We start from the raw sequence: 19,407 nt of genomic DNA, 5'->3' as shown, positions 1-19,407 counted from the left end.
GATCGCTCCTTGACTCAGACGATGTTCGGACGGACAGATATGCCGAGGAATCAGATCGGCAGGCAGACGGTGGTCATGATCTTGTCGGCCAGCGTCTGACGCTTGTTGTCCCACAACGGGAAGAGGTAGCCGATGCCACAGAGCAACGAGTCCACCAAGTGGGCCAGCTGCCGGACGATGGAGAGGCCGAATCCCAACGGCTGGCCGGTCTTCTCGCTGACGACTTTGAACTTCATGATCGACTTGCCGATGCTCGACCCGGTGCTGCCCTGCCGATAGCCGTAGTTCCACAGCACGTACGTCAGCCCCAGCAGACCAGCCAGGGTGACCGCCGTCTGACCGATGGTGGACGCCCCGCACACCTGGGCGTTGTACGACTCCCCCAGGATCTCACCGAGGTCGGTGTCCGAGAAGTCAACGCACTCTTGGGTTCCCATCAGGAATCCCCATCCGATCCCGATGATGATGACGTACGGGATGTAGTCGATGAGGAATGCCAGCACCCGGGTGATCCACGGCGTGTAGGCCGCCGTCGGCAGCGCACCGATGCCGCCGTGCGGATATCCGGGCGGTAGGTACCCGGGCGGCGGGTAAAAACCAGGCGGGAACTGTCCAGGGGGCGGAAAGGCACCGGCGGGAGGCGGGAACCCGCCGGGCGGAGGAAAACTACCCTGCGGCGGCGGATAGTTGCCGGGCGGAGGACCTGGCGGTTGTTCGGTCATGGCGCCTTCCACTCACGGGGACCGCGGGCTGCTTTCAAGCGGCCTTACAGTACCCGAGAAGCGCCCACCACAGCGATGCAAAATGCAAACTTCATCGGACCGACATTTGACCCGACGGCAATGAATTCACACTGTCCCGTCGGACCCGGACCATTCTTTGCCACACCGATGTTGCCGATTGTTGGCAGTTAATTCCGGATCAATGCCGGGATTGGCCGTCCGACAGGAATCCGAGCAGGTCACTGCGGGTGAGCACACCAACGGGTTTACCGTCTTCGACCACCATCACCGCATCCCATTCGCGCAGATCTTTGGCGGCGGCACTGACCAGTTCACCGGCGCCCACCAATGGCAAAGCGGGGCTCATGTGCTGAGAAACTGCGTCGGCCAGTTTGGCCCGTCCCTCGAATACCGCCGAGAGCAGTTCACGCTCGGAAACACTGCCCGCCACCTCACCGGCCATCACCGGCGGTTCGGCACCCACAACCGGCATCTGGGACACCCCGTACTCGCGCAGGATCTCGATGGCGTCACGCACGGTCTCACTCGGATGGGTGTGCACCAGATCAGGCAAGGCACCGGACTTCCCGCGCAGCAGGTCCCCCACCGTCACCTCCTCGGTGGAGCCGTCGAGACGACTGCGCAGGAAACCGTAGGACGACATCCACGAGTCGTTGAAGATCTTCGACATGTACCCGCGGCCGCCGTCGGGCAACAGCACCACCACCAGCGAGTCGGGCCCGGCCTGCTTGGCCACCTCCACGGCGGCCACCACCGCCATGCCACAGGAACCGCCGACCAGCAGCGCCTCCTCGCGCGCGAGTCGCCGCGTCATGTCGAACGAGTCGGCGTCGGACACGGCGATGATCTGGTCCGGGATCGACGGGTCGTAGGCCGACGGCCAGAAATCCTCCCCCACGCCCTCCACGAGGTACGGGCGACCCGTGCCGCCGGAGTACACCGAACCCTCAGGATCGGCGCCGACGATCTTGACCGCGCCGCCGGAGACCTCTTTGAGGTATCGGCCCGTCCCGGTGATGGTGCCCCCGGTGCCGACGCCCGCAACGAAGTGGGTGATGGTGCCGTCGGTGTCATTCCAGATCTCGGGACCGGTTGTCTCGTAATGACTTTCGGGTCCGTGCGGGTTGGAGTACTGGTCGGGTTTCCACGCGCCGTCGATCTCTTGTACCAGCCGGTTGGAGACGCTGTAATACGACGCCGGGTCATCGGGCGCCACCGCGGTGGGGCACACCACCACCTCGGCGCCGTAGGCACGCAACACGTTGCGCTTGTCCTCGCTCACCTTGTCGGGGCAGACGAAGACGCACTTGTAACCCCGCTGCTGAGCCACCAGCGCCAGTCCTACGCCGGTGTTGCCCGACGTGGGTTCGACGATGGTGCCGCCGGGCTTGAGCAACCCCTCGGCCTCGGCGGCGTCGATCATCTTGACCGCGATGCGGTCCTTGGAGCTGCCGCCGGGGTTCAGGTACTCGACCTTGGCGACGACTCTGCCCGCGCCCTCAGGAACCACCGAGGTCAGTTCGACCAGTGGGGTGTTGCCGATCAAGTCACTGATGTGCCGCGCGATACGCATATGTACATCTTTGCCTACCCCACCAGGAGAGCTATCCGGTGGCCTCGCGGATGTACTCCCCGATCTGGCGCAGTGATCTCGCAGCCTCCGGGACCAGCGGTGCGAACAGCTGGAAGTCGTGTACCTGACCACGCCACACCCGCACTTCGGTGGGTACGCCCGCCGCCGCCAGTCTGCGTGCGGCCAGCCGGGCGTCGTGCAGCAGCACCTCTGACCCCGACACGTGGATCAGGGTGCTCGGCAGTCCCGGTTCGATGTGGTCCAGCGGCTCGTAGATCTGCTCGGGCTCCCCGTCGATCAGGTGCTTGGCAGCGGCGCGGGCGACCAGACCGACGAGGGCGTCGAACGCCTTGGGCGGGAACATCGCGTCGGTCTGGATGTTCGGGTGAGCCTGCTTGGGCTCCTTGGCCAGCTGCAGCAGCGGCGAGATCGCCACCAGCGCGGCTGGTTTCTCACCTTCGGCCTGGAGCCGCTGCGCCAGCGCCATCGCCAGGTATCCGCCCGCCGAGTCGCCGGCCAGCACGATCTGGTCCGGGCCGTACCCGCGCAGCCTCAGCCACGCGTAGGCGTCGCGGCAGTCGTCGATTGCCTGCCCCACAGTGTGCTTGGGGATCATCCGGTAGTTCACCACCAGCACCGGGGCATCCGCCGCGGTGGACAGCGTGGTGACGATGCGGTTGTGCGAGTTCACCCCGCAGGTCAGGAACGCTCCACCGTGCATGTAGAGCACGATGCGGCGCTTGCCGTCGGCGGGCAACACCCCGGGCGCTCGGACCAACTGGGCATCGGCGTTGGGCAATCCGATGGTGGCCCGCACTGTGCCTGCCTGCGGAAGCAGGGCACGCGACGCGAAGTCGACGATGCCGAACGGCCACGGCAGGTTGGGGACATAACTGGCGACCGCGAGGGTGGGCCTGATCGTCATCCGGCAGGTCAGAGACAACAGCCGGGCGCGGAGACTGGTGTTGGCCTCGACGACCTCGACCGGCGCACCGTCACTGACAGGGAATTTGCGATACCGGCGCGCGCCGGATTGGCTCAGCGAAACACGTGGCTCACTGAAGACTTTGCTTGCCGCGGTCATTTCAAACCCTCCCCTACGACGTTGTAGCGGTGTGCCATGGCTGTACAGCTTGACATCTGTGATCTGTATAACGCCGGGAAAGATGGATTTGATACCGCTTCCGGTATCAGACCGTGACTCTTCGGCCTTGTCGCTGTCATCTTCTGTGTTGCTTTGCCACCTAAACTCGGTCCTCGTGGGTACACGCGTCAAGCGTCGGTCAGCCCTCGCGGTTGCCGCATTGCTGGGGTCCACCGGCGCCGCCGGCTACGTGGGCGCCCGCAACCTTCTCAACGGACAGGCCGTCAAGGCCAGGGAAGTCATCCCGAAGTCGTGGGACGTCCCGCCCCGCGCCGACGGGGTCTACGTCCGCGGCGGCGGCCCGGTGCAGCGCTGGCATCGCGACGTCGCGTTCGACATCCACCTGATGGTGTTCGGCGATTCGACGGCCACCGGGTACGGCTGCAAACTGCCCGACGAGGTGCCGGGGGTGCGGCTCGCCCGCGGGGTGGCCGAGCAGACCGGTCAGCGAATTCGCTTGAGCACCAAAGCCATTGTCGGCGCGACATCCAAGGGGCTGTCCGGTCAAGTGGATGCGATGTTCGTAGCCGGTCCCCCGCCGGATGCCGCGGTGATCATGATCGGCGCCAACGACATCACCGCCGTCAACGGCATCGCCGCCTCGGCGCGGCGCTTGGGAGACGCCGTCCGGCGCCTTCGCGACAGTGGCGCGGTGGTGGTCGTGGGAACCTGTCCCGACTTCGGCGTGGTCACTGCCATCCCGCAGCCGCTGCGGGGAATCACCCGGATGCTGGGCCTGCGCCTGGCCCGCCGCCAGGCCGCCGCGGTGCGCGCCTCCGGCGGTTTGCCGGTTCCCTTGGCCGATCTGTTGGCGCCGGAGTTCCTGCAGGCACCGGAGGTGTTGTTCTCCGAAGACCACTTCCATCCGTCTGCCGCGGGCTACGACCTGGCTGCCCAGCAGTTGTTACCTGCCCTCTGTTATGCGCTGGGCGAGTGGACCGGCGAACTGCCCTGGGAGTCGCGCGGCGCCGAGAATCGGTCGCTGGCTACCCGTTTGAGGATGCTCGCCCGGGTATGGCCGGGGCGCACCACCGGGGTGCCCGCGCCGGTGGTGGTCACCGCAGGTTAGCGTGGAAAGCAACCAAGCACTTGCTCAAGGAGGCCCCAATGCCTGAAGCCGTCATCGTCGCCACCGCCCGCTCACCCATCGGCCGCGCCGTGAAGGGGTCGCTGGCCACCATGCGCACCGACGACCTGGCCGCCCAGATGGTGCGCGCGGTCTTGGACAAGGTACCTGCGCTGGACCCGCGCGACATCGACGACCTGATCATGGGCTGCGCCCAGCCGGCCGGTGAGGCCGGCTACAACATCGGCCGCGCGGTGGCCGTCGAACTCGGCTACGACTTCCTGCCCGGCACCACCGTCAATCGCTACTGCTCGTCGTCGCTGCAGACCACCCGCATGGCCTTCCACGCCATCAAGGCCGGCGAAGGTGACGTGTTCATCTCCGCCGGTGTGGAGGCTGTTTCGCGCTTCGGTGTCGGCGCGGCCGACGGCGCGCCCAACAGCAAGAACCCGATGTTCGCCGAGGCCCAGGAGCGCACCGCCGAGCAGGCCGCCGGCGCCGAGGAATGGCACGACCCGCGCAGCGACGGGCTGGTTCCCGACGTCTACATCGCCATGGGCCAAACCGCCGAGAACGTCGCCAACTTCACCGGCATCACCCGTGAAGACCAGGACCACTGGGGCGTGCGGTCACAGAACAAGGCCGAGGAAGCCATCAAGAGCGGTTTCTTCGAGCGTGAGATCGTCCCCGTCACCCTGCCCGACGGCACGGTCGTCTCCACCGATGACGGCCCCCGCGCAGGCACCACCTACGAGAAGATCAGCCAGCTCAAGCCCGTCTTCCGCCCCAACGGCACCATCACCGCCGGCAACGCCTGCCCGCTGAACGACGGGGCCGCGGCACTGGTGATCATGAGCGACACCCGCGCCAAGGAACTGGGGCTGACCCCGCTGGCGCGCGTGGTGTCCACCGGGGTGTCCGGCCTGTCGCCGGAGATCATGGGTCTGGGCCCCATCGAGGCCGTCAAGAAGGCGCTGGGTAATGCCGGGATGGCGTTGAGCGACATCGATCTCTACGAGATCAACGAGGCCTTCGCCGTCCAGGTGCTGGGCTCGGCGCGTGAACTCGGCATGGACGAGGACCGTTTGAACGTCTCCGGCGGCGCCATCGCCCTGGGACACCCGTTCGGCATGACCGGCGCCCGCATCACCACCACGCTGATCAACAACCTCACCACCTACGACAAGACGTTCGGCTTGGAGACCATGTGTGTCGGCGGCGGGCAGGGTATGGCGATGGTGCTGGAGCGTCTCTCCTGAGTTTCTCCAACGCGCGGGCGCCTAGAATCCCGTCCCGATGACCACAATCGGAACACCCCTCTCCCCCAACGCCACCCGGGTGATGCTGCTCGGCTCCGGCGAGCTCGGCCGTGAGGTGCTGATCGCACTGCAACGGCTGGGCGTCGAAACCATCGCCGTCGACCGCTATCCGAACGCACCGGGACATCAGGTCGCGCATCACGCGCACACCATCGTGATGACCGATCCGGACCAGTTGCGCGCTCTGATCGAGGCCGAGAAGCCGGACCTGGTGGTGCCGGAGATCGAGGCCATCGCCACGCCGATGCTGGAGGCGTTGGAGTCCGAGGGGGTAGTTCAGGTGATCCCGACGGCGCGGGCAGCGCGGCTGACCATGAACCGTGAGGGCATTCGGCGGCTGGCCGCCGAGACACTGGGCCAGCCGACCAGCCCGTACCAGTTCTGCGATTCGCCGGCGGAACTGCAGGCGGCCATCGACGGAGGAATCGGCTACCCGTGTGTGGTGAAGCCGGTGATGAGCAGCTCCGGAAAGGGCCAGTCGAAGATCGACGGGCCGGATGACGTGCCGGCTGCATGGGACTACGCGATGTCCGGCGGTCGGGTCTCCGGCGGCCGGGTCATCGTCGAGGGCTTCATCGACTTCGATTACGAGATAACGCTGTTGACGGTGCGAGCGCTGGGTCCGTCGGGCCAGGTGGAGACCCAGTTCTGTGAGCCAATCGGGCACAAGCAGGTCGGCGGCGACTACGTGGAGAGCTGGCAGCCGCACCCGATGTCCGCGGTGGCGCTGGCCCGTGCCCAGGAGATCGCGGGCACGGTGACCGCGAATCTCGGCGGGCAGGGCATCTTCGGCGTGGAGCTGTTCGTCAAGGGTGACCAGGTGTGGTTCAGCGAGGTCAGCCCCCGCCCCCACGACACCGGCATGGTGACGATGATCACGCAGTGGCAGAACGAGTTCGAGCTGCATGCCCGCGCCATCCTCGGCTTGCCCGTCGACACGACGATGAAGACACCCGGCGCCAGCGCGGTGATCTACGGGGGCGTCGACGCCACCGGCGTGGTGTTCGAGGGGGTCGAGAATGCCTTGAGCGTGCCGCACACGGATATTCGGTTGTTCGGTAAACCCGAGAGCTTCGCACAACGCCGGATGGGTGTCGCGTTGGCCCATGACGCCGATGTCGACGTGGCGCGGCGCAATGCCGTGGAGGCCGCAGGCCGGGTGGTTGTGCGGGCCGGGTAGGCCACCAGGACAACAAAAGGGCGCCCACCACGTGCAGTGGGCGCCCTTTCTGCGTGAGGACTAGTCGTTCTGGAAGTAGCTGAGCAGACGCAGGATCTCGATGTACAGCCACACCAGGGTGACGGTCAGACCGAGGGCAACGCCCCAGGCCGCCTTCTCCGGCGCGCCGGCACGAATCATCTGGTCGGCGGCGTCGAAGTCGAGCAGGAAGCTGAACGCTGCCAGACCGATGCACACCAGCGAGAAGATGATCGCGATGGGGCCACCGTCACGCAGCGGGCCCGCACCGTCGGTGAACATCGCGAAGACGAAGTTGCCCAGCGCCAGGACCAGCACACCGATCATGCCGGCGACCAGCATGCGGGTGAACTTCGGGGTGACGCGGATGGCGCCGGTCTTGTAGACGACCAGCATGCCGAAGAACACGCCGAAGGTGCCCAGCACAGCCTGGGAGATCAACGCACCGGCGCTGGCACCCTGGATGTTGAAGGTCAGCAGGAACGACACGGCGCCGAGGAACAGGCCCTCGAGCACTGCGTAGCTCAGCACGATGGCCGGGTTGTCCTGCTTGCGACCGAAGGTCGCGATCAGCACCAGCACCAGGCCGCCGAGGCCGCCCACGAGGGTGAACGGCATGGCCAGGCCAGGGTTGGAACCGACCATGAAGTACGAGACCGCGGCGACGGCGGAGAGCACGACCAGCGTGATGCCGGTCTTGGTCACAACGTCGTCGATGGTCAGGGGCCGCGAGACACCCGTCTGAGGCGGCACCTGATAGGGCGCATAGGCCTGATCTGCCTGCGCGGTCGCGGCGCCGGCAGCACCGGAGCCAAAAGTCGCGTAACCGCCCTGCTGCTTCGGCAGCGAGCGGAATACCGGATTGCTGGATTCCCGCACCGTCGATTCCTTTCCTGTGAGGTCCCTGGAAGTCTTACACGAACACTGGCTCAACGAACAGAAACCTGCCATCGGTTCCCACCGACCGGGTCGATTTCTTGGCGTTTTCCCCAGGCGTACGTTACCTGCGGGGTACCGGACGCGGTGATGTGAGTCGGGTTACTAGGATGTCCTACTATCTGAACCAGCTGCGACGGATGGGATGGCCGTAGAACCGTGACCGACGAAAAGCTGAACAGCGATGAGATCCTCACCCGGACCGAAGGCAGCGTCGGCTATGTGACGCTGAACCGGCCCAAGGCCCTCAACTCGCTGAACCAGACCATGATCGACGCACTCACCGGCGTCCTGACGGCCTGGCAGGACGACCCGGCGATCGAGACCGTGGTGCTCGACGGTGCCGGCGAACGTGGCCTGTGCGCCGGTGGCGACGTGGTGGCGCTACGCACCAGCGCGCTCGACGGCGGCGCCGAGGCCCGCAAGTTCTTCTACGACGAGTACACCGTCAACGGTCTGATCGGCCGCTATCGCAAGCCCTACGTGGCGGTGATGGACGGCATCGTGATGGGCGGCGGAGTCGGTGTGAGCGTGCACGGCAGTGTCCGCGTGGTCACCGACACCACCAAGCTCGCCATGCCCGAGGTCGGCATCGGCTTCATCCCCGATGTCGGCGGCACCTACGTCCTGGCGCAGGCTCCCGGCGGTGTGGGTCTCTACGCCGCGTTGACGGGGTCGACCTTCTCCGGAGCCGACGCCATCGAGCTGGGATTCGCCGACCACTTCGTGCCGCACGACGCACTCCCGGCCTTCAAGGCCGCCATCGCAAGTGATGGCGTCGAGGCCGCGTTGGCCAAGCACGCCGTGCAGCCCCCACCCAGCACGCTTGCCGCACAACGGCACTGGATCGACGAATGCTTCGGCACAGCGGCCGCCCCGTTGTCCTTGCCGGACATCCTGTCCGCCCTGCGCGGGCACAGCGCCGAAGAAGCCAGGAAAGCCGCCGACGTCATCGGCGGGCGGTCACCCATCGCCGTGTCCGTCACCCGTGAAGCGATCCGTCTGGCCGCTGATCACGAAACGCTGGAGGACGCCCTCGTCCAGGAGTACCGCGTGTCCTGCGCGTCGCTGCGGTCCCACGATTTTGTCGAAGGCATCCGCGCCCAACTGGTGGACAAGGACCGCAACCCGCAGTGGTCACCCGCGTCGTTCGCCGACGTCACCGAAGCGGACATCGCCGCCTACTTCCTGCCCGCCGATCCCGACCTGAGTTTCTAGGAGAGTCATGACTTATCAGACCATCCTCGTCGACCGTGACGAGCGCGTCGCCACCATCACGTTGAATCGGCCCAAGGCCCTCAACGCCCTCAACACCCAGGTGATGGACGAAGTCACCACCGCCGCAGCCGAACTGGACAGCGACGAAGGTATCGGCGCCATCATCGTCACGGGCAGCGAGAAGGCCTTCGCAGCAGGTGCCGACATCAAGGAGATGGCCGACAAGTCCTTCGGCGAGATGTTCGGCTCGGACTTCTTCGCCGGCTGGGCGAAGTTCGCCGCAGTCCGCACCCCCACCATCGCCGCGGTTTCCGGATACGCGCTGGGCGGCGGGTGCGAACTGGCGATGATGTGCGACATCCTGATCGCCTCCGACACCGCAAAATTCGGCCAGCCGGAGATCAAGCTGGGAGTACTGCCCGGGATGGGCGGCAGCCAGCGGCTGACCCGGGCCATCGGCAAGGCGAAGGCCATGGACCTGATCTTGACCGGGCGGACCATCGGAGCCGAAGAAGCCGACCGCGCCGGGCTGGTGTCCCGCGTGGTGCCCGCAGCCGATCTACTGACCGAGGCCAAGGCGGTGGCCACCACCATCTCCCAGATGTCGCTGCCCGCGGCGCAGCTGGCCAAAGAAGCGGTCAACCGCTCCTTCGAGGTCACCCTGGCCGAAGGCATCCTCTTCGAACGGCGGCTGTTCCATTCGGCATTCGCCACCGAGGATCAGACCGAAGGCATGAACGCGTTCGCAGAGAAGCGCGCCGCGAACTTCACACACCGCTAATATCCATGCGTGACAGCGACCGTAGCGGCTGACGAAAAGCCTGAAGAACACCAGGGCCACGAAGTCAGCAAAAAGTCTTGGTGGCTGAGGCACTACACGTTCTTCGGCACTGCCGGCGGCCTGGTGATGATCTGGCGTCACTGACGCCGTCCCTGCTGCCCCGCGGTCCGCTGTTCCAGGGCATTGTCAGCGGTGCGTGCGGTGCCATCGGCTATGGGCTGGGCGTGTTCGCCGTCTGGCTCGTGCGGTTCATGCGCTCCAAGGAGACCAGTCCCGCAGCGCCTCGGTGGGCGTGGCTGGCGCTGCTGGTGGTGGGTGTCATCGGCCAGGTGGTGATGATCGTCTGGTTCCACCACTGGCAGGACGACGTCCGCGACATGTTCGGGGTGGCGCGGCTGGACCGGCTGGACCATCCGTTGACCGCGGTGATCTCGATCGTGGTGTTGTTCTTGTTCGTCGAGATGGGTCAGCTGATCAGACGCCTGGTGCGTTTCCTCGAGAGGGGTCTCAATCGCATTGCCCCACCGCGGGTTTCGGCTACGGTGGTGGTGCTGTTGCTGGTGTCGCTGACCATCGCACTGCTCAACGGCATCGTGGTCCGGTTCGCGATGAGCACGTTGAACAACACCTTCGAAGCCGTCAACAACGAGGAGAGCCCGGACAACCCGGCGCCTACCTCCACGTTGAGGTCCGGCGGCCCCGAGTCGCTGGACAGCTGGTCCTCCCTGGGCCACCAGGGTCGGATGTTCGTCAGTGGCGGACCGACGGTGGAGCAGCTCACCGAATTCAACGGCGCCCCGGCCACCGAACCTATCCGCGCCTACGCGGGGTTGAACTCCGCCGACGGCATCCACGAAACCGCCGAATTGGCGGCCCGAGAACTCCAGCGCACCGGCGGGCTCGACCGTGCGGTGGTGGCGGTGGCCACCACCACCGGCACCGGCTGGATCAACGAAGCCGAGGCGTCGGCGTTGGAGTACATGTACAACGGCGACACCGCGATCGTGTCCATGCAGTACTCCTTCCTGCCGAGCTGGCTGTCCTTTCTGGTGGACAAGGAGAATGCCCGTCAGGCCGGTCAGGCGTTGTTCGAGGCTGTCGACGAACTGATCCGGGAGATGCCGGAAGCAGAACGCCCGAAGCTCGTGGTGTTCGGTGAGAGCCTGGGATCCTTTGGTGGTGAGGCGCCGTTCCTGAGCTTGAACAACATCATCGCGCGCACCGACGGTGCCCTGTTTTCCGGCCCGACGTTCAACAACACCATGTGGACCGACCTCACCCGCACCCGTGACCCGGGTTCGCCGGAATGGCTGCCGATCTATGACGACGGCGCCAACGTTCGATTCGCCGCGCGCCCTGAGGATCTCAACCGGCCGGATGCCCCGTGGAGCACGCCGCGCGTGGTGTATCTCCAGCACGCCTCGGATCCGATCGCCTGGTGGAACCCGGATCTGCTGTTCGCCGAGCCGGATTGGCTCAAGGAGCCTCGTGGCTACGATGTGCTGCCCAGCGTGCATTGGATTCCGGTCGTGACGTTCCTGCAGGTGTCCGCCGACATGGCAGTTGCCGTCGACGTGCCCGACGGCCATGGCCATCGCTACGTGCAGAGCGTCGTTGACGGCTGGGCCGCGGTGTTGCAACCGCCGGGGTGGACACCGGAGAAGACCGCCAAGCTGCGGCCGATGATGCACTCGGATGAGTAGCACTGCGACCGATGTGGGGTGCAGGACGGAACCCCGAGCGCAGCGAGGGGCGGCCAAGCCCCGCTGAGAAACAGCGCAAACAGATGCTGCGACCGATGCGGGGTGCAGGACGGAACCCCGAGCGCAGCGAGGGGCGGCCAAGCCCCGCTGAGAAGCAGCGCAAACAGATGCTGCGACCGATGTGGGGTACAGGACGGCTGAGGCGACTTCTGAGCGTCAGACCAGACTGCCGTCAGCCACCAGGGCGTGATAGCCGCCGATGACGTCGGTGGATTTGTACAGCCCGAGGTCCTGCAGCGCGGCAGCGGCCAGGCTGGAGGTGTACCCCTCGGAGCACAGGATCACCCATTCGACATCGTCGCCGGTGGCTTCCGGGATCTTGGCGTCCGAGGTGGGATCACACCGCCATTCGAGGACGTTGCGCTCGATGACCAGTGCGGCAGGCACACCACCCTCGGCGGCACGTTGGGCCGCGGGGCGGATGTCGACCAGCACCGCTCCACGGTCCAGTGCGGCGGGCAGATCGGCGGCGTCTAGCCGGGTCAGCTTGGCGCGGGCCTGATCCAGCAGCGCATCGATACGACTGCGGCTCATTCCTTCTCCGGGTGGTCGGTGAGTTCGGTGCGCTGGCGCCGCAGCGTGCTGCGGTCCGTCACCTGGTAATAGGACATCGCGCTCAGCGGCGGCGAGTAGGCGTGCACCGAGAGTGTGGGTCCGGTAACCGTCACCGGGGTGGTGGGCGCCCACACCACGTCGTGCACCCAACCCAGCGGAAACGCCGCCTGGTCCCCCGCCTCGAGCCTGCGACGGCGGAGTTGGTCTCCGTCCCAACGGAATTCGTCGAGTGCGCCGGAGAGCAGGGTGAGCGCGCCGAGTGAGCTGCCATGGTCGTGCAGTTCGGTGGCGTGGCCGCGAACCCAGCTGATCAGCCAGATATCGAGCTCGTCGTCACCGTGCACCCGGGTGAACCAGCGCCGGTCGGTGGGCACGCCGCCGGCGGGCAGCAGGTGGTCGTAGCGGCCGTCGAGCACGTCGTTGGCGGTGTGGTCGGTGGCGTGCAGCAGATCCGGCAGGCGCAGTCGGGTGGGACCGGAGACGGACGGGATGTCGGACGCACGCAAGGACGGGAGAACAGCAGTCATGACAAGGAAACTCCGAAGGGTGAAGCGGGCAGGGCAGGGTCTGGCTCAACGAGCCTGACAACACTCCCGGTGGCCGATGCGCTTCATCACGCCGCCAGTGTTGCATAGATTGGCGGTCATGCGCAGCCTCTACTGGGCTACCGCGGCCGCCGTCGTCGTCACCGGCTGCAGCTCGCCCGAGCCGGTATCGCCACCACCGCCCGTGCCAACGACGAACTCGCCCACGACGGAACGTCCGACGTCGGCGGCACCGCCCGGTGTGTCCCCCGGCGGCGTCACCACTGCGGTCGACGTCCCAGCCGATGCAGAAGAATCGCAGTACGGCCAGGCCTGCCGTGCAGCGAAGTTGTGGATGGATGCTCAACCGGGTGATCGACTGCTGCTGATCGAGCCCTATTTGGCGCAGTTACAGGCGCCCGGCGCCGTTGGTCCCGGTACGTTCGGCACTACGTGGGCGTCACTGACGCAGGCGCAACAGGCCGGTGCGGTGATGGCAGTGGAGGCCGCCGCCAACGGCGAATGCGGCTGAACCGAGTTGGAATCACGCTGAGCGAATCACCGGAGATCACCGTCGATGTAGCGCTGCAGGGTGGGAGCCAAGGCCGCCGCCACCTCGGTGTCGGACATGGACGCGACGGGTTCGATCTTCCAGACGTAGCGCATCAACGCAAAACCCATGAGCTGCGACGAGATCAATCCGCTGCGGACCAGCCGGTCACGTTCGTCGGCGCCGAGCTGGGACACCCCCATCAGGCTGCGCTCGACCACCATGCGCAGCTTCTCCCTGGTATTCGGCTCGTGGGCGGCGGTCTGCAGCATTGCCTTCAGGAAGGGCCCGATCTCGGGGTCGGCCCAGTTGGCCAGTAGCGCTTCCACCAGTGCCCGACCCAGTTCCGGTTCGGGCACCGTCCAGGTGGCCGCCACCCGTTCGAGGAACCTGGGCTCCGGCGTGGTGGCCGCGTCCAGCAACCCTTCCTTGGACCCGAAGTAGTGATAGACCAGCGCGGGGTCGACGTCGGCCGCCCGTGCCACCGAGCGGATGGTGGTGCCTGCCCAGCCGGTGTCGGCGAAGGCGTCGCGGGCGGCACTGACGATGCGCGCCGCGAGTACTCCTCGTTCATCCCTGGGCCCCGGGGTGGTCGGCTTCTTCGCCATGTCTCGCATCATAGCGCGAATTTCCCGTTGCGTTGAAACTTGTTTCATCGTAGCGTGAGACTATGCCCACCGTCGATGCCGCCGCCCCTGACCGCCCGTGGCGCCGCCCGGGTGCCGTGCGCTACGCGCTGCATCGTCTGCACCGGCTGGTGCGACCCACCGTCGAGGTCTACGAGCCGCCCACGGGTTGCGTCGTCACCGACAACAACGTCGCCGTCCCCACCCGCGATGGGACGGTACTGCGGGTGAACGTCTGTCGCCCGACGGGCGAGGGTCCGTTCCCGGTACTCTTGTGCGCCCACCCGTACGGCAAGGACAAGTTGCCGGCGAAAGGCCGAATTCCCTTTCAGTACCGCATTCTTCGCCAACCAGGCCACGTCCGGTTCTCCTCACTGACCACGTGGGAGGCCCCGGATCCGGCGTGGTGGACCGCCAAGGGTTTCGCGGTGGTCAACTGCGATCTGCGCGGGGCGGGCACCTCCGAGGGCACCGGTGCATTGTTGACGGTCCAGGAGGGTCAGGACGGCTACGACCTGGTGGAGTGGGCCGCCGCCCAGCCCTGGAGCACCGGCGCGGTCGGGATGCTCGGGGTTTCGTATCTCGCCATCTCACAATGGAATACAGCCGCCCAGCGGCCACCCCACCTGAGAGCCATCGTGCCCTGGGAAGGAATGACCGACCCCTACCGCGATCTGCTTCGCCCCGGCGGTATCCAGGAGATCGGATTCGTCACGATGTGGGCCCGCGGGCTGAAGGGCAACCGGGCCACCTTCGACATCGCGCAACGCAACACCGAGCATCCGGTGCGCGACGGGTTCTGGGAGTCGTTGACACCGGACCTGACGGCGATCGACGTGCCCGCACTGATCTGTGGCAGCTTGTCGGACAACAACTTACACAGCCGCGGGTCGATCCGCGGCTTCCAGCACATCAGCTCCTGCCACAAACACCTGTACACCCACCGCGGCGGCAAGTGGATGACGTTCTACTCCGAGGAGGCGCGGGCCGCGCAGCTGGCGTTCCTGAACCGGCATCTGCGCGACGGCGCCGAGAAGCCGCTACCGCCGGTGCGGGTGGAGGTGCGGGCCAGCCGAGACGAGATCGTCGAGGTGCGCGCCGAGGACGACTGGCCACTGCCCTCCACACAGTGGACACCGCTGTACCTGGGAGCCGAGGGGCTGACCGCCGAACCAGGGCCGACGCAGGGATCTCTGGATTTCCACACCCGACGAGGAGGCGTCCGGTTCGGGTGGACGGTGCCCGCCGACACCGAACTGACCGGGCCCATGGCGTTGCGGTTGTTCGTGTCGATGGTCGGCGCCGACGACGTGGATCTGTTCGTCGGAGTGGAAAAGTGGTGCGGGTCAAAGTATGTGCCGTTCGAAGGGTCCTACGGCTTCGGCCGCGACCGAGTGACCACGGGCTGGCTGAAGGCGTCGATGCGGACCCTTGACACCGAAGCCTCCACCCCGTCCGAACCGGTGCCCAGCTATCAGACCCCGAAGCCGCTGCAGCCGGGTGAGGTGGTGCAGGTCGACATAGCGCTGGGGCCGTCGTCCACGCTGTTCCGCGCGGGCGACCAGTTGCGAGTGGTGGTCGCGGGCCGTTGGCTGTGGCCGGTCAACCCGCTGACCGGCCAACTTCCCGCCCGCTACGCCCGCGGCCCTCGCGGCACGTGCACACTGCACTGGGGACAGAACCGCCAGCCGCGGCTTCTGCTGCCGGTGATCAAAGGTTGAACACCAGGCAGAACGTGTGCCCGGCCGGGTCTCGGAAGACCCGGAAGTCGGTCTCGTCCTCTGCGTCGGTCACCCGAGATGCCCGAGCGCCAGCACTTTCGCCTGCGCTTCCTCGACATCGCGCACCTCGATGTCCAAGTGGAACTGCTGAGTGCCGCGCCGGTCGGGAAACACAGGCGGTTCGTGTTCGGGGGCCAATTGGAATGCCAGCCGGAGCCCGTCGGGTGTGTTGAGCACCACCCAGGTCTCGTCGGAGATCTCGACAGCACCTCCGAGGACTTCGGCGTAAAAGGCGGCGAGCAGTCGCGGACTCTTGCAGTCGAGCACCACAGAACGCACTTTTCCGATCACAGACACCAGGGTTACCCGTCACCGTCGAGGCCAACCACGACACAATGTAGCCATGCGGATGGCGCTGTGCCTTGGCAGTGGTGGGGCTCGGGGTTACGCCCACATCGGGGTGATCAACGAACTGCTCGAACGCGGACACGAGATCGTCGGCATTTCGGGGTCCTCGATGGGTGCGCTGGTGGGCGGCGTCTACGCGGCCGGCAAGCTCGACGACTACACCGACTGGGCGCTGTCGTTGACCCAACGCGCGGTGCTTCGCCTGCTGGACCCGTCGATCAGCGCCGCCGGAGTGCTGCGCGCCGAGAAGATCCTCGATTCGGTGCGCGAGATCCTGGGCGACGTCACCATCGAGCAACTGCCCATCCCGTACACGGCGGTGTCGACGGACCTGATCGCGGGCCGGTCCGTGTGGCTGCAGCGCGGGCCGGTGGACGCGGCGATCCGGGCCTCCATCGCCATCCCCGGGATCATCTCCCCGCACGTGCTGCACGGGCGTCTGCTCGCTGACGGCGGCATTCTCGATCCCCTCCCCATGGCGCCCATCGCCGCTGTCAACGCCGACCTGACCGTGGCGATCAGCCTGTCCGGCAACGATCCTCGCCCGCCCGGCGCCGACGTCGGATCCCGGGCAGGCACCGAGTGGATGAACCGGATGTGGCGCAGCACGTCGGCACTGCTGGACACCAAGGCTGCCCGTTCGGTGCTCGACACCCCGTCGGCGCGGTCGGTGCTCAGTCGTTTCACCACGTCCAGCGACGACGAACTGGTGGACGCCTCGAAGGAGTCGCCGGCGCCGAAGCTCGGCAGCTTCGAGGTGATGAACCGGACCATCGACATCGCCCAGGCTGCGTTGGCCCGCCACACGCTGGCTGCGTATCCACCCGACCTGCTGATCGAGGTGCCGCGAAATGCGTGTCGCAGCTTGGAGTTCCACCGCGCGGCCGAGGTGATCGACATCGGCCAGGAACTCGCGGCAGCGGCGTTCGACGCGTTACCGCCACCCGAGACGCCGTAGGAACTGTGCCACAGCGGCCGCCACCTGCCGCCCCTGCACCCGACCCGCCAACGCCGACGGGCGGCGGCACCGAGGGTCCAGCGGATTGCTGCCGAAAGCGGCGACCGCAGCGTCGTCAGCGAACACCGCCAGGCTCTCCGCCGGAAAAGCCGCTACCTCGGCGGCCACACCCGCGCTGAACGGCGACGGCGAGTTCTGCGGCGATGGCACCAGGACCAGCACGGCGTCACAATCGGCTGCCACCGCCAGGTTCACCGCACTGCCCACCCCACCGTCCATGTAGCGCCTGCCCGCGATCGTCACCGGCGGCCATGCTCCGGGCACCGCACAACTGGCGGCGACCGCGTCCACCAGTGAGACACCGGCGCTGCGGTCGAACACCGCCAGCTCGCCGGTCTCGATGTCGATGCCCGTCACCCGCAGTGTCCGCTGGGGCCAGTCGTGCGACGGGAGCCGATCGGAGATCACCGTGCGGCGGAGGTCCTGAGGCACCGTTTCCGCAGTGGCAGCCAGGGCACCGATGCGTTGCATCCGCTGCTGCACAGTGGCCGCAGGGTCCGACAATGCCGACATCAACAGCGCCGTGATGTCGTCGATGCTGACACCGGGATCGATCTCGTGGACCGCGCCTGTCAGTTGCCGCTCGAACAGGTCCTGCAGCGAGACCCCGCTGCTGATCTGTGCGGCCACCGCCGAGCCCGCCGAAGTGCCCACCAAGACGTCGCAGTCCAGCACCGCGGCAGCGACGTCAGGGGCCTCGTCGGCGATCCCGAGCAACACTCCGGTCTCCCAGGCGATGCCGGCCAGTCCTCCGCCCGCCAGTACCAGTCCATTCGTCACGGTTTCAGAGTCTGCCCGCACCGTTTGAACCAGTGGCCGCCGGGTACGCCTGCCCTATGGGTGACAAGGCCAGCGACCCCGTAGACCATCTGCGGACGACACGGAAGCACGCAGGTCAGAACATGAAGAACACCAAGGCGTTTCCCGCGTTGATCGCGATCGGCGTAGGTGCCGCGGCGGTGTTCGGTGCGCTGTTCGCGTTTGCCGTCGCGCAGACCACGGTCGGCGTGGTCATGGCGCTGGTTGCTGCGGTGCTGATGATCGCCGGATTCAGCTGGCTGAGCCGGGAACGCAGGCGGGTGCGCCGTCTGGAGGCGCAGTATGTCGACGCCCACCCGGACGCCGACTGGCAGACCCCCAGTAGCTGATCGTACTCAGCGAAACACCCGCCGAATCAGGTGTCACCCTCGCGCCAGGTGCGCAGCGGCCTTCGCCGAGAACAACGGCAGGTCTAGATACGTGGCGATGCCAGGCTTGGCGGCGCACACCCCGGGCACGGAGTTCACACAGTGTGCGGCTGTGGCCACCACGCCGGACTCGACGCCATCCTCGTCCGCGCCGTATTCCGACTGGAATCCCTTGATGACCACGGTGAAGTCGGGGTTGCCCTGGATCTCCATCTCGTAGCGCTGTCCTTCCGCGCCGAAATCCCATGCGGGATCCAGGTTCTGCTCACCCATCAGCCAATTCACGGTTACCCGAACGACTGACTGGTCGCCGACGAGCGCCTCCCAGTGAAACTTGCGGCCCGCCACCTGACCGGGCTCGATGACCCCGATGGGCGAATCGATTGGGGCTGTGGCTACCGCTATCTCTTGAGTGGCACGCACTTTCGGATCAGCGTCGAAACCCATCTCGTCGACGATCATCCGCACCGACTGGATGAACCCGCCGTCGAGCAGTTTCTGCATGGGCCCGGACAGGGCCTTCTCCGGAGTATCTCCGAAGCCCATCACATGCCGTACCACGTCAGGAGCCAGATAGGTTCGCAGGTCGGAAAACTCCTCGGCCCGAACATAAGTCACCCCGGTGGACATCACCGAGAGAAGCAGCGGAAACTTCTCGCTGATACCGCCGGGGGCAATACCGGTGCCGTGCAGGGTGGCGTTGCCTTCTTCACCCGCCGCGCGCAGGTCCGCCCCCTGCCGTGCACTCGGGTACACCCAGCCCACCGGCGTCACCACGTTCTTGCCGGACCTCAGCAGCGTGGCCACCTCGTCGGGATTGGGCAGCAGCGGCGCGTAGATCACCGCGTCGGCGTCCAGTGCCAGGATGTCGTCGATGCGGTTGGTGGCCATGACGCCCACCCGCCCGACGCCGATGAGTTCACCGACATCCTTGCCCACTTTTGCCTGCGAGTGCACCCAGCAGCCGACGAGTTCGAGGTCGGGGTGCTCCAGAATGCCCTTGATGGCGGCGACGCCGACGCCGCCGGTGGCCCATTGCACGACCTTCAACACCATCGCGAACCTCCTAGAACACGT

At 66.5% G+C, this 19,407-nt stretch carries 19 protein-coding genes and 1 pseudogene; 10 read left to right on the top strand and 10 right to left on the bottom strand.

Annotation, left to right across the window (positions count from 1 at the left end; all coding sequences use genetic code 11):
• Positions 1–50: 50 nt before the first annotated feature.
• From BVC93_RS17710 to BVC93_RS17700, 3 genes are all read right to left on the bottom strand, one after another.
• A complete protein-coding gene (locus tag BVC93_RS17710) occupies positions 51–722 on the bottom strand; it encodes an RDD family protein (protein WP_083738618.1) in 672 nt (223 codons plus the stop codon).
• Between the two features lie 199 nt (positions 723–921).
• The gene (locus BVC93_RS17705; protein WP_083738617.1) at positions 922–2,316 is read right to left on the bottom strand and encodes a cystathionine beta-synthase; all 1,395 of its coding nucleotides are present in this window, start codon (positions 2,314–2,316) and stop codon (positions 922–924) included.
• Positions 2,317–2,347: 31 nt separating this feature from the next.
• On the bottom strand, positions 2,348–3,400 hold the full coding sequence (locus BVC93_RS17700) for an alpha/beta hydrolase fold domain-containing protein (RefSeq protein WP_083738616.1): 1,053 nt from the start codon (positions 3,398–3,400) through the stop codon (positions 2,348–2,350).
• A 175-nt stretch (positions 3,401–3,575) separates the two neighbouring features.
• Between BVC93_RS17700 and BVC93_RS17695 the strand changes: the two genes are divergently transcribed.
• From BVC93_RS17695 to purT, 3 genes are read left to right on the top strand one after another with little or no spacing between them, the layout of a single operon-like run.
• Positions 3,576–4,529: an SGNH/GDSL hydrolase family protein gene (locus BVC93_RS17695; protein WP_083738615.1), complete on the top strand. Its 954-nt coding sequence runs from the start codon at positions 3,576–3,578 to the stop codon at positions 4,527–4,529.
• 38 nt (positions 4,530–4,567) lie between these two features.
• Complete coding sequence (locus BVC93_RS17690; protein WP_083741123.1) at positions 4,568–5,785, top strand: acetyl-CoA C-acetyltransferase; 1,218 nt, start codon at positions 4,568–4,570, stop codon at positions 5,783–5,785.
• 37 nt (positions 5,786–5,822) lie between these two features.
• Complete coding sequence (gene purT / locus BVC93_RS17685) at positions 5,823–7,025, top strand: formate-dependent phosphoribosylglycinamide formyltransferase (RefSeq protein WP_083738614.1); 1,203 nt, start codon at positions 5,823–5,825, stop codon at positions 7,023–7,025.
• 60 nt (positions 7,026–7,085) lie between these two features.
• Here the strand turns inward: purT and BVC93_RS17680 are convergent, their stop codons facing one another.
• Complete coding sequence (locus tag BVC93_RS17680; protein ID WP_083738613.1) at positions 7,086–7,922, bottom strand: Bax inhibitor-1/YccA family protein; 837 nt, start codon at positions 7,920–7,922, stop codon at positions 7,086–7,088.
• Between the two features lie 216 nt (positions 7,923–8,138).
• On the opposite strand from BVC93_RS17680, the gene BVC93_RS17675 reads away from it, so the two are divergent.
• The 3 genes and pseudogenes from BVC93_RS17675 (at position 8,139) to BVC93_RS17665 (ending at position 11,681) form a co-directional block, all read left to right on the top strand.
• Positions 8,139–9,197 carry an enoyl-CoA hydratase/isomerase family protein gene (locus BVC93_RS17675; protein WP_083738612.1) on the top strand — a complete coding sequence of 353 codons (1,059 nt, stop codon included), beginning with the start codon at positions 8,139–8,141 and terminating at the stop codon, positions 9,195–9,197.
• A 7-nt stretch (positions 9,198–9,204) separates the two neighbouring features.
• Positions 9,205–9,978 carry an enoyl-CoA hydratase gene (locus BVC93_RS17670; RefSeq protein WP_083738611.1) on the top strand — a complete coding sequence of 258 codons (774 nt, stop codon included), beginning with the start codon at positions 9,205–9,207 and terminating at the stop codon, positions 9,976–9,978.
• Between the two features lie 9 nt (positions 9,979–9,987).
• Positions 9,988–11,681: pseudogene (locus BVC93_RS17665) on the top strand (alpha/beta hydrolase).
• A 216-nt stretch (positions 11,682–11,897) separates the two neighbouring features.
• On the opposite strand, the gene BVC93_RS17660 reads toward BVC93_RS17665, so the two are convergent.
• Positions 11,898–12,275: a rhodanese-like domain-containing protein gene (locus BVC93_RS17660; RefSeq protein WP_083738610.1), complete on the bottom strand. Its 378-nt coding sequence runs from the start codon at positions 12,273–12,275 to the stop codon at positions 11,898–11,900.
• A complete protein-coding gene (locus BVC93_RS17655; protein ID WP_083738609.1) occupies positions 12,272–12,823 on the bottom strand; it encodes a cysteine dioxygenase in 552 nt (183 codons plus the stop codon). The genes BVC93_RS17660 and BVC93_RS17655 overlap by 4 nt, the downstream gene beginning before the upstream one ends.
• Before the next feature lie 118 nt (positions 12,824–12,941).
• On the opposite strand from BVC93_RS17655, the gene lpqV reads away from it, so the two are divergent.
• The gene (gene lpqV / locus BVC93_RS17650; RefSeq protein WP_083738608.1) at positions 12,942–13,352 is read left to right on the top strand and encodes a lipoprotein LpqV; all 411 of its coding nucleotides are present in this window, start codon (positions 12,942–12,944) and stop codon (positions 13,350–13,352) included.
• Between the two features lie 26 nt (positions 13,353–13,378).
• Here lpqV and BVC93_RS17645 read toward each other — a convergent pair whose 3' ends face one another.
• On the bottom strand, positions 13,379–13,978 hold the full coding sequence (locus BVC93_RS17645; protein WP_083741122.1) for a TetR/AcrR family transcriptional regulator: 600 nt from the start codon (positions 13,976–13,978) through the stop codon (positions 13,379–13,381).
• 62 nt (positions 13,979–14,040) lie between these two features.
• Between BVC93_RS17645 and BVC93_RS17640 the strand changes: the two genes are divergently transcribed.
• Entirely contained in the window at positions 14,041–15,717 is a 1,677-nt protein-coding gene (locus BVC93_RS17640) for a CocE/NonD family hydrolase (protein ID WP_083738607.1), read from the top strand.
• A gap of 69 nt (positions 15,718–15,786) precedes the next feature.
• Here BVC93_RS17640 and BVC93_RS17635 read toward each other — a convergent pair whose 3' ends face one another.
• Positions 15,787–16,068, bottom strand: coding sequence for a VOC family protein (locus BVC93_RS17635; protein ID WP_236950010.1), 282 nt, complete (start codon positions 16,066–16,068; stop codon positions 15,787–15,789).
• 52 nt (positions 16,069–16,120) lie between these two features.
• Between BVC93_RS17635 and BVC93_RS17630 the strand changes: the two genes are divergently transcribed.
• The gene (locus BVC93_RS17630; protein WP_083738606.1) at positions 16,121–17,083 is read left to right on the top strand and encodes a patatin-like phospholipase family protein; all 963 of its coding nucleotides are present in this window, start codon (positions 16,121–16,123) and stop codon (positions 17,081–17,083) included.
• Here BVC93_RS17630 and BVC93_RS17625 read toward each other — a convergent pair.
• A complete protein-coding gene (locus BVC93_RS17625) occupies positions 17,060–17,923 on the bottom strand; it encodes a patatin-like phospholipase family protein (protein WP_157516976.1) in 864 nt (287 codons plus the stop codon). The genes BVC93_RS17630 and BVC93_RS17625 overlap by 24 nt on opposite strands.
• A gap of 122 nt (positions 17,924–18,045) precedes the next feature.
• Between BVC93_RS17625 and BVC93_RS17620 the strand changes: the two genes are divergently transcribed.
• A complete protein-coding gene (locus tag BVC93_RS17620) occupies positions 18,046–18,291 on the top strand; it encodes a UsfY protein (RefSeq protein WP_236950009.1) in 246 nt (81 codons plus the stop codon).
• 33 nt (positions 18,292–18,324) lie between these two features.
• On the opposite strand, the gene BVC93_RS17615 is transcribed toward BVC93_RS17620, so the two are convergent.
• On the bottom strand, positions 18,325–19,386 hold the full coding sequence (locus BVC93_RS17615; RefSeq protein WP_083738603.1) for an NAD(P)H-dependent amine dehydrogenase family protein: 1,062 nt from the start codon (positions 19,384–19,386) through the stop codon (positions 18,325–18,327).
• Positions 19,387–19,407 lie beyond the last annotated feature (21 nt).

This window comes from Mycobacterium sp. MS1601, from assembly GCF_001984215.1.
Taxonomy (GTDB): Bacteria; Actinomycetota; Actinomycetes; order Mycobacteriales; family Mycobacteriaceae; genus Mycobacterium.
This window is presented reverse-complemented; position numbering and strand designations above follow the sequence as displayed.

Bases quoted from the DNA above. Each gene is read 5' to 3' on its own strand.
- BVC93_RS17710 (WP_083738618.1), bottom strand. From the start codon at position 722: ATGACCGAACAACCGCCAGGTCCTCCGCCCGGCAACTATCCGCCGCCG.
- BVC93_RS17705 (WP_083738617.1), bottom strand. From the start codon at position 2,316: ATGCGTATCGCGCGGCACATCAGTGACTTGATCGGCAACACCCCACTG.
- BVC93_RS17700 (WP_083738616.1), bottom strand. From the start codon at position 3,400: ATGACCGCGGCAAGCAAAGTCTTCAGTGAGCCACGTGTTTCGCTGAGC.
- BVC93_RS17690 (WP_083741123.1), top strand. From the start codon at position 4,568: ATGCCTGAAGCCGTCATCGTCGCCACCGCCCGCTCACCCATCGGCCGC.
- purT (WP_083738614.1), top strand. From the start codon at position 5,823: ATGACCACAATCGGAACACCCCTCTCCCCCAACGCCACCCGGGTGATG.
- BVC93_RS17670 (WP_083738611.1), top strand. From the start codon at position 9,205: ATGACTTATCAGACCATCCTCGTCGACCGTGACGAGCGCGTCGCCACC.
- BVC93_RS17660 (WP_083738610.1), bottom strand. From the start codon at position 12,275: ATGAGCCGCAGTCGTATCGATGCGCTGCTGGATCAGGCCCGCGCCAAG.
- BVC93_RS17655 (WP_083738609.1), bottom strand. From the start codon at position 12,823: ATGACTGCTGTTCTCCCGTCCTTGCGTGCGTCCGACATCCCGTCCGTC.
- lpqV (WP_083738608.1), top strand. From the start codon at position 12,942: ATGCGCAGCCTCTACTGGGCTACCGCGGCCGCCGTCGTCGTCACCGGC.
- BVC93_RS17645 (WP_083741122.1), bottom strand. From the start codon at position 13,978: ATGGCGAAGAAGCCGACCACCCCGGGGCCCAGGGATGAACGAGGAGTA.
- BVC93_RS17640 (WP_083738607.1), top strand. From the start codon at position 14,041: ATGCCCACCGTCGATGCCGCCGCCCCTGACCGCCCGTGGCGCCGCCCG.
- BVC93_RS17630 (WP_083738606.1), top strand. From the start codon at position 16,121: ATGCGGATGGCGCTGTGCCTTGGCAGTGGTGGGGCTCGGGGTTACGCC.
- BVC93_RS17620 (WP_236950009.1), top strand. From the start codon at position 18,046: ATGAAGAACACCAAGGCGTTTCCCGCGTTGATCGCGATCGGCGTAGGT.
- BVC93_RS17615 (WP_083738603.1), bottom strand. From the start codon at position 19,386: ATGGTGTTGAAGGTCGTGCAATGGGCCACCGGCGGCGTCGGCGTCGCC.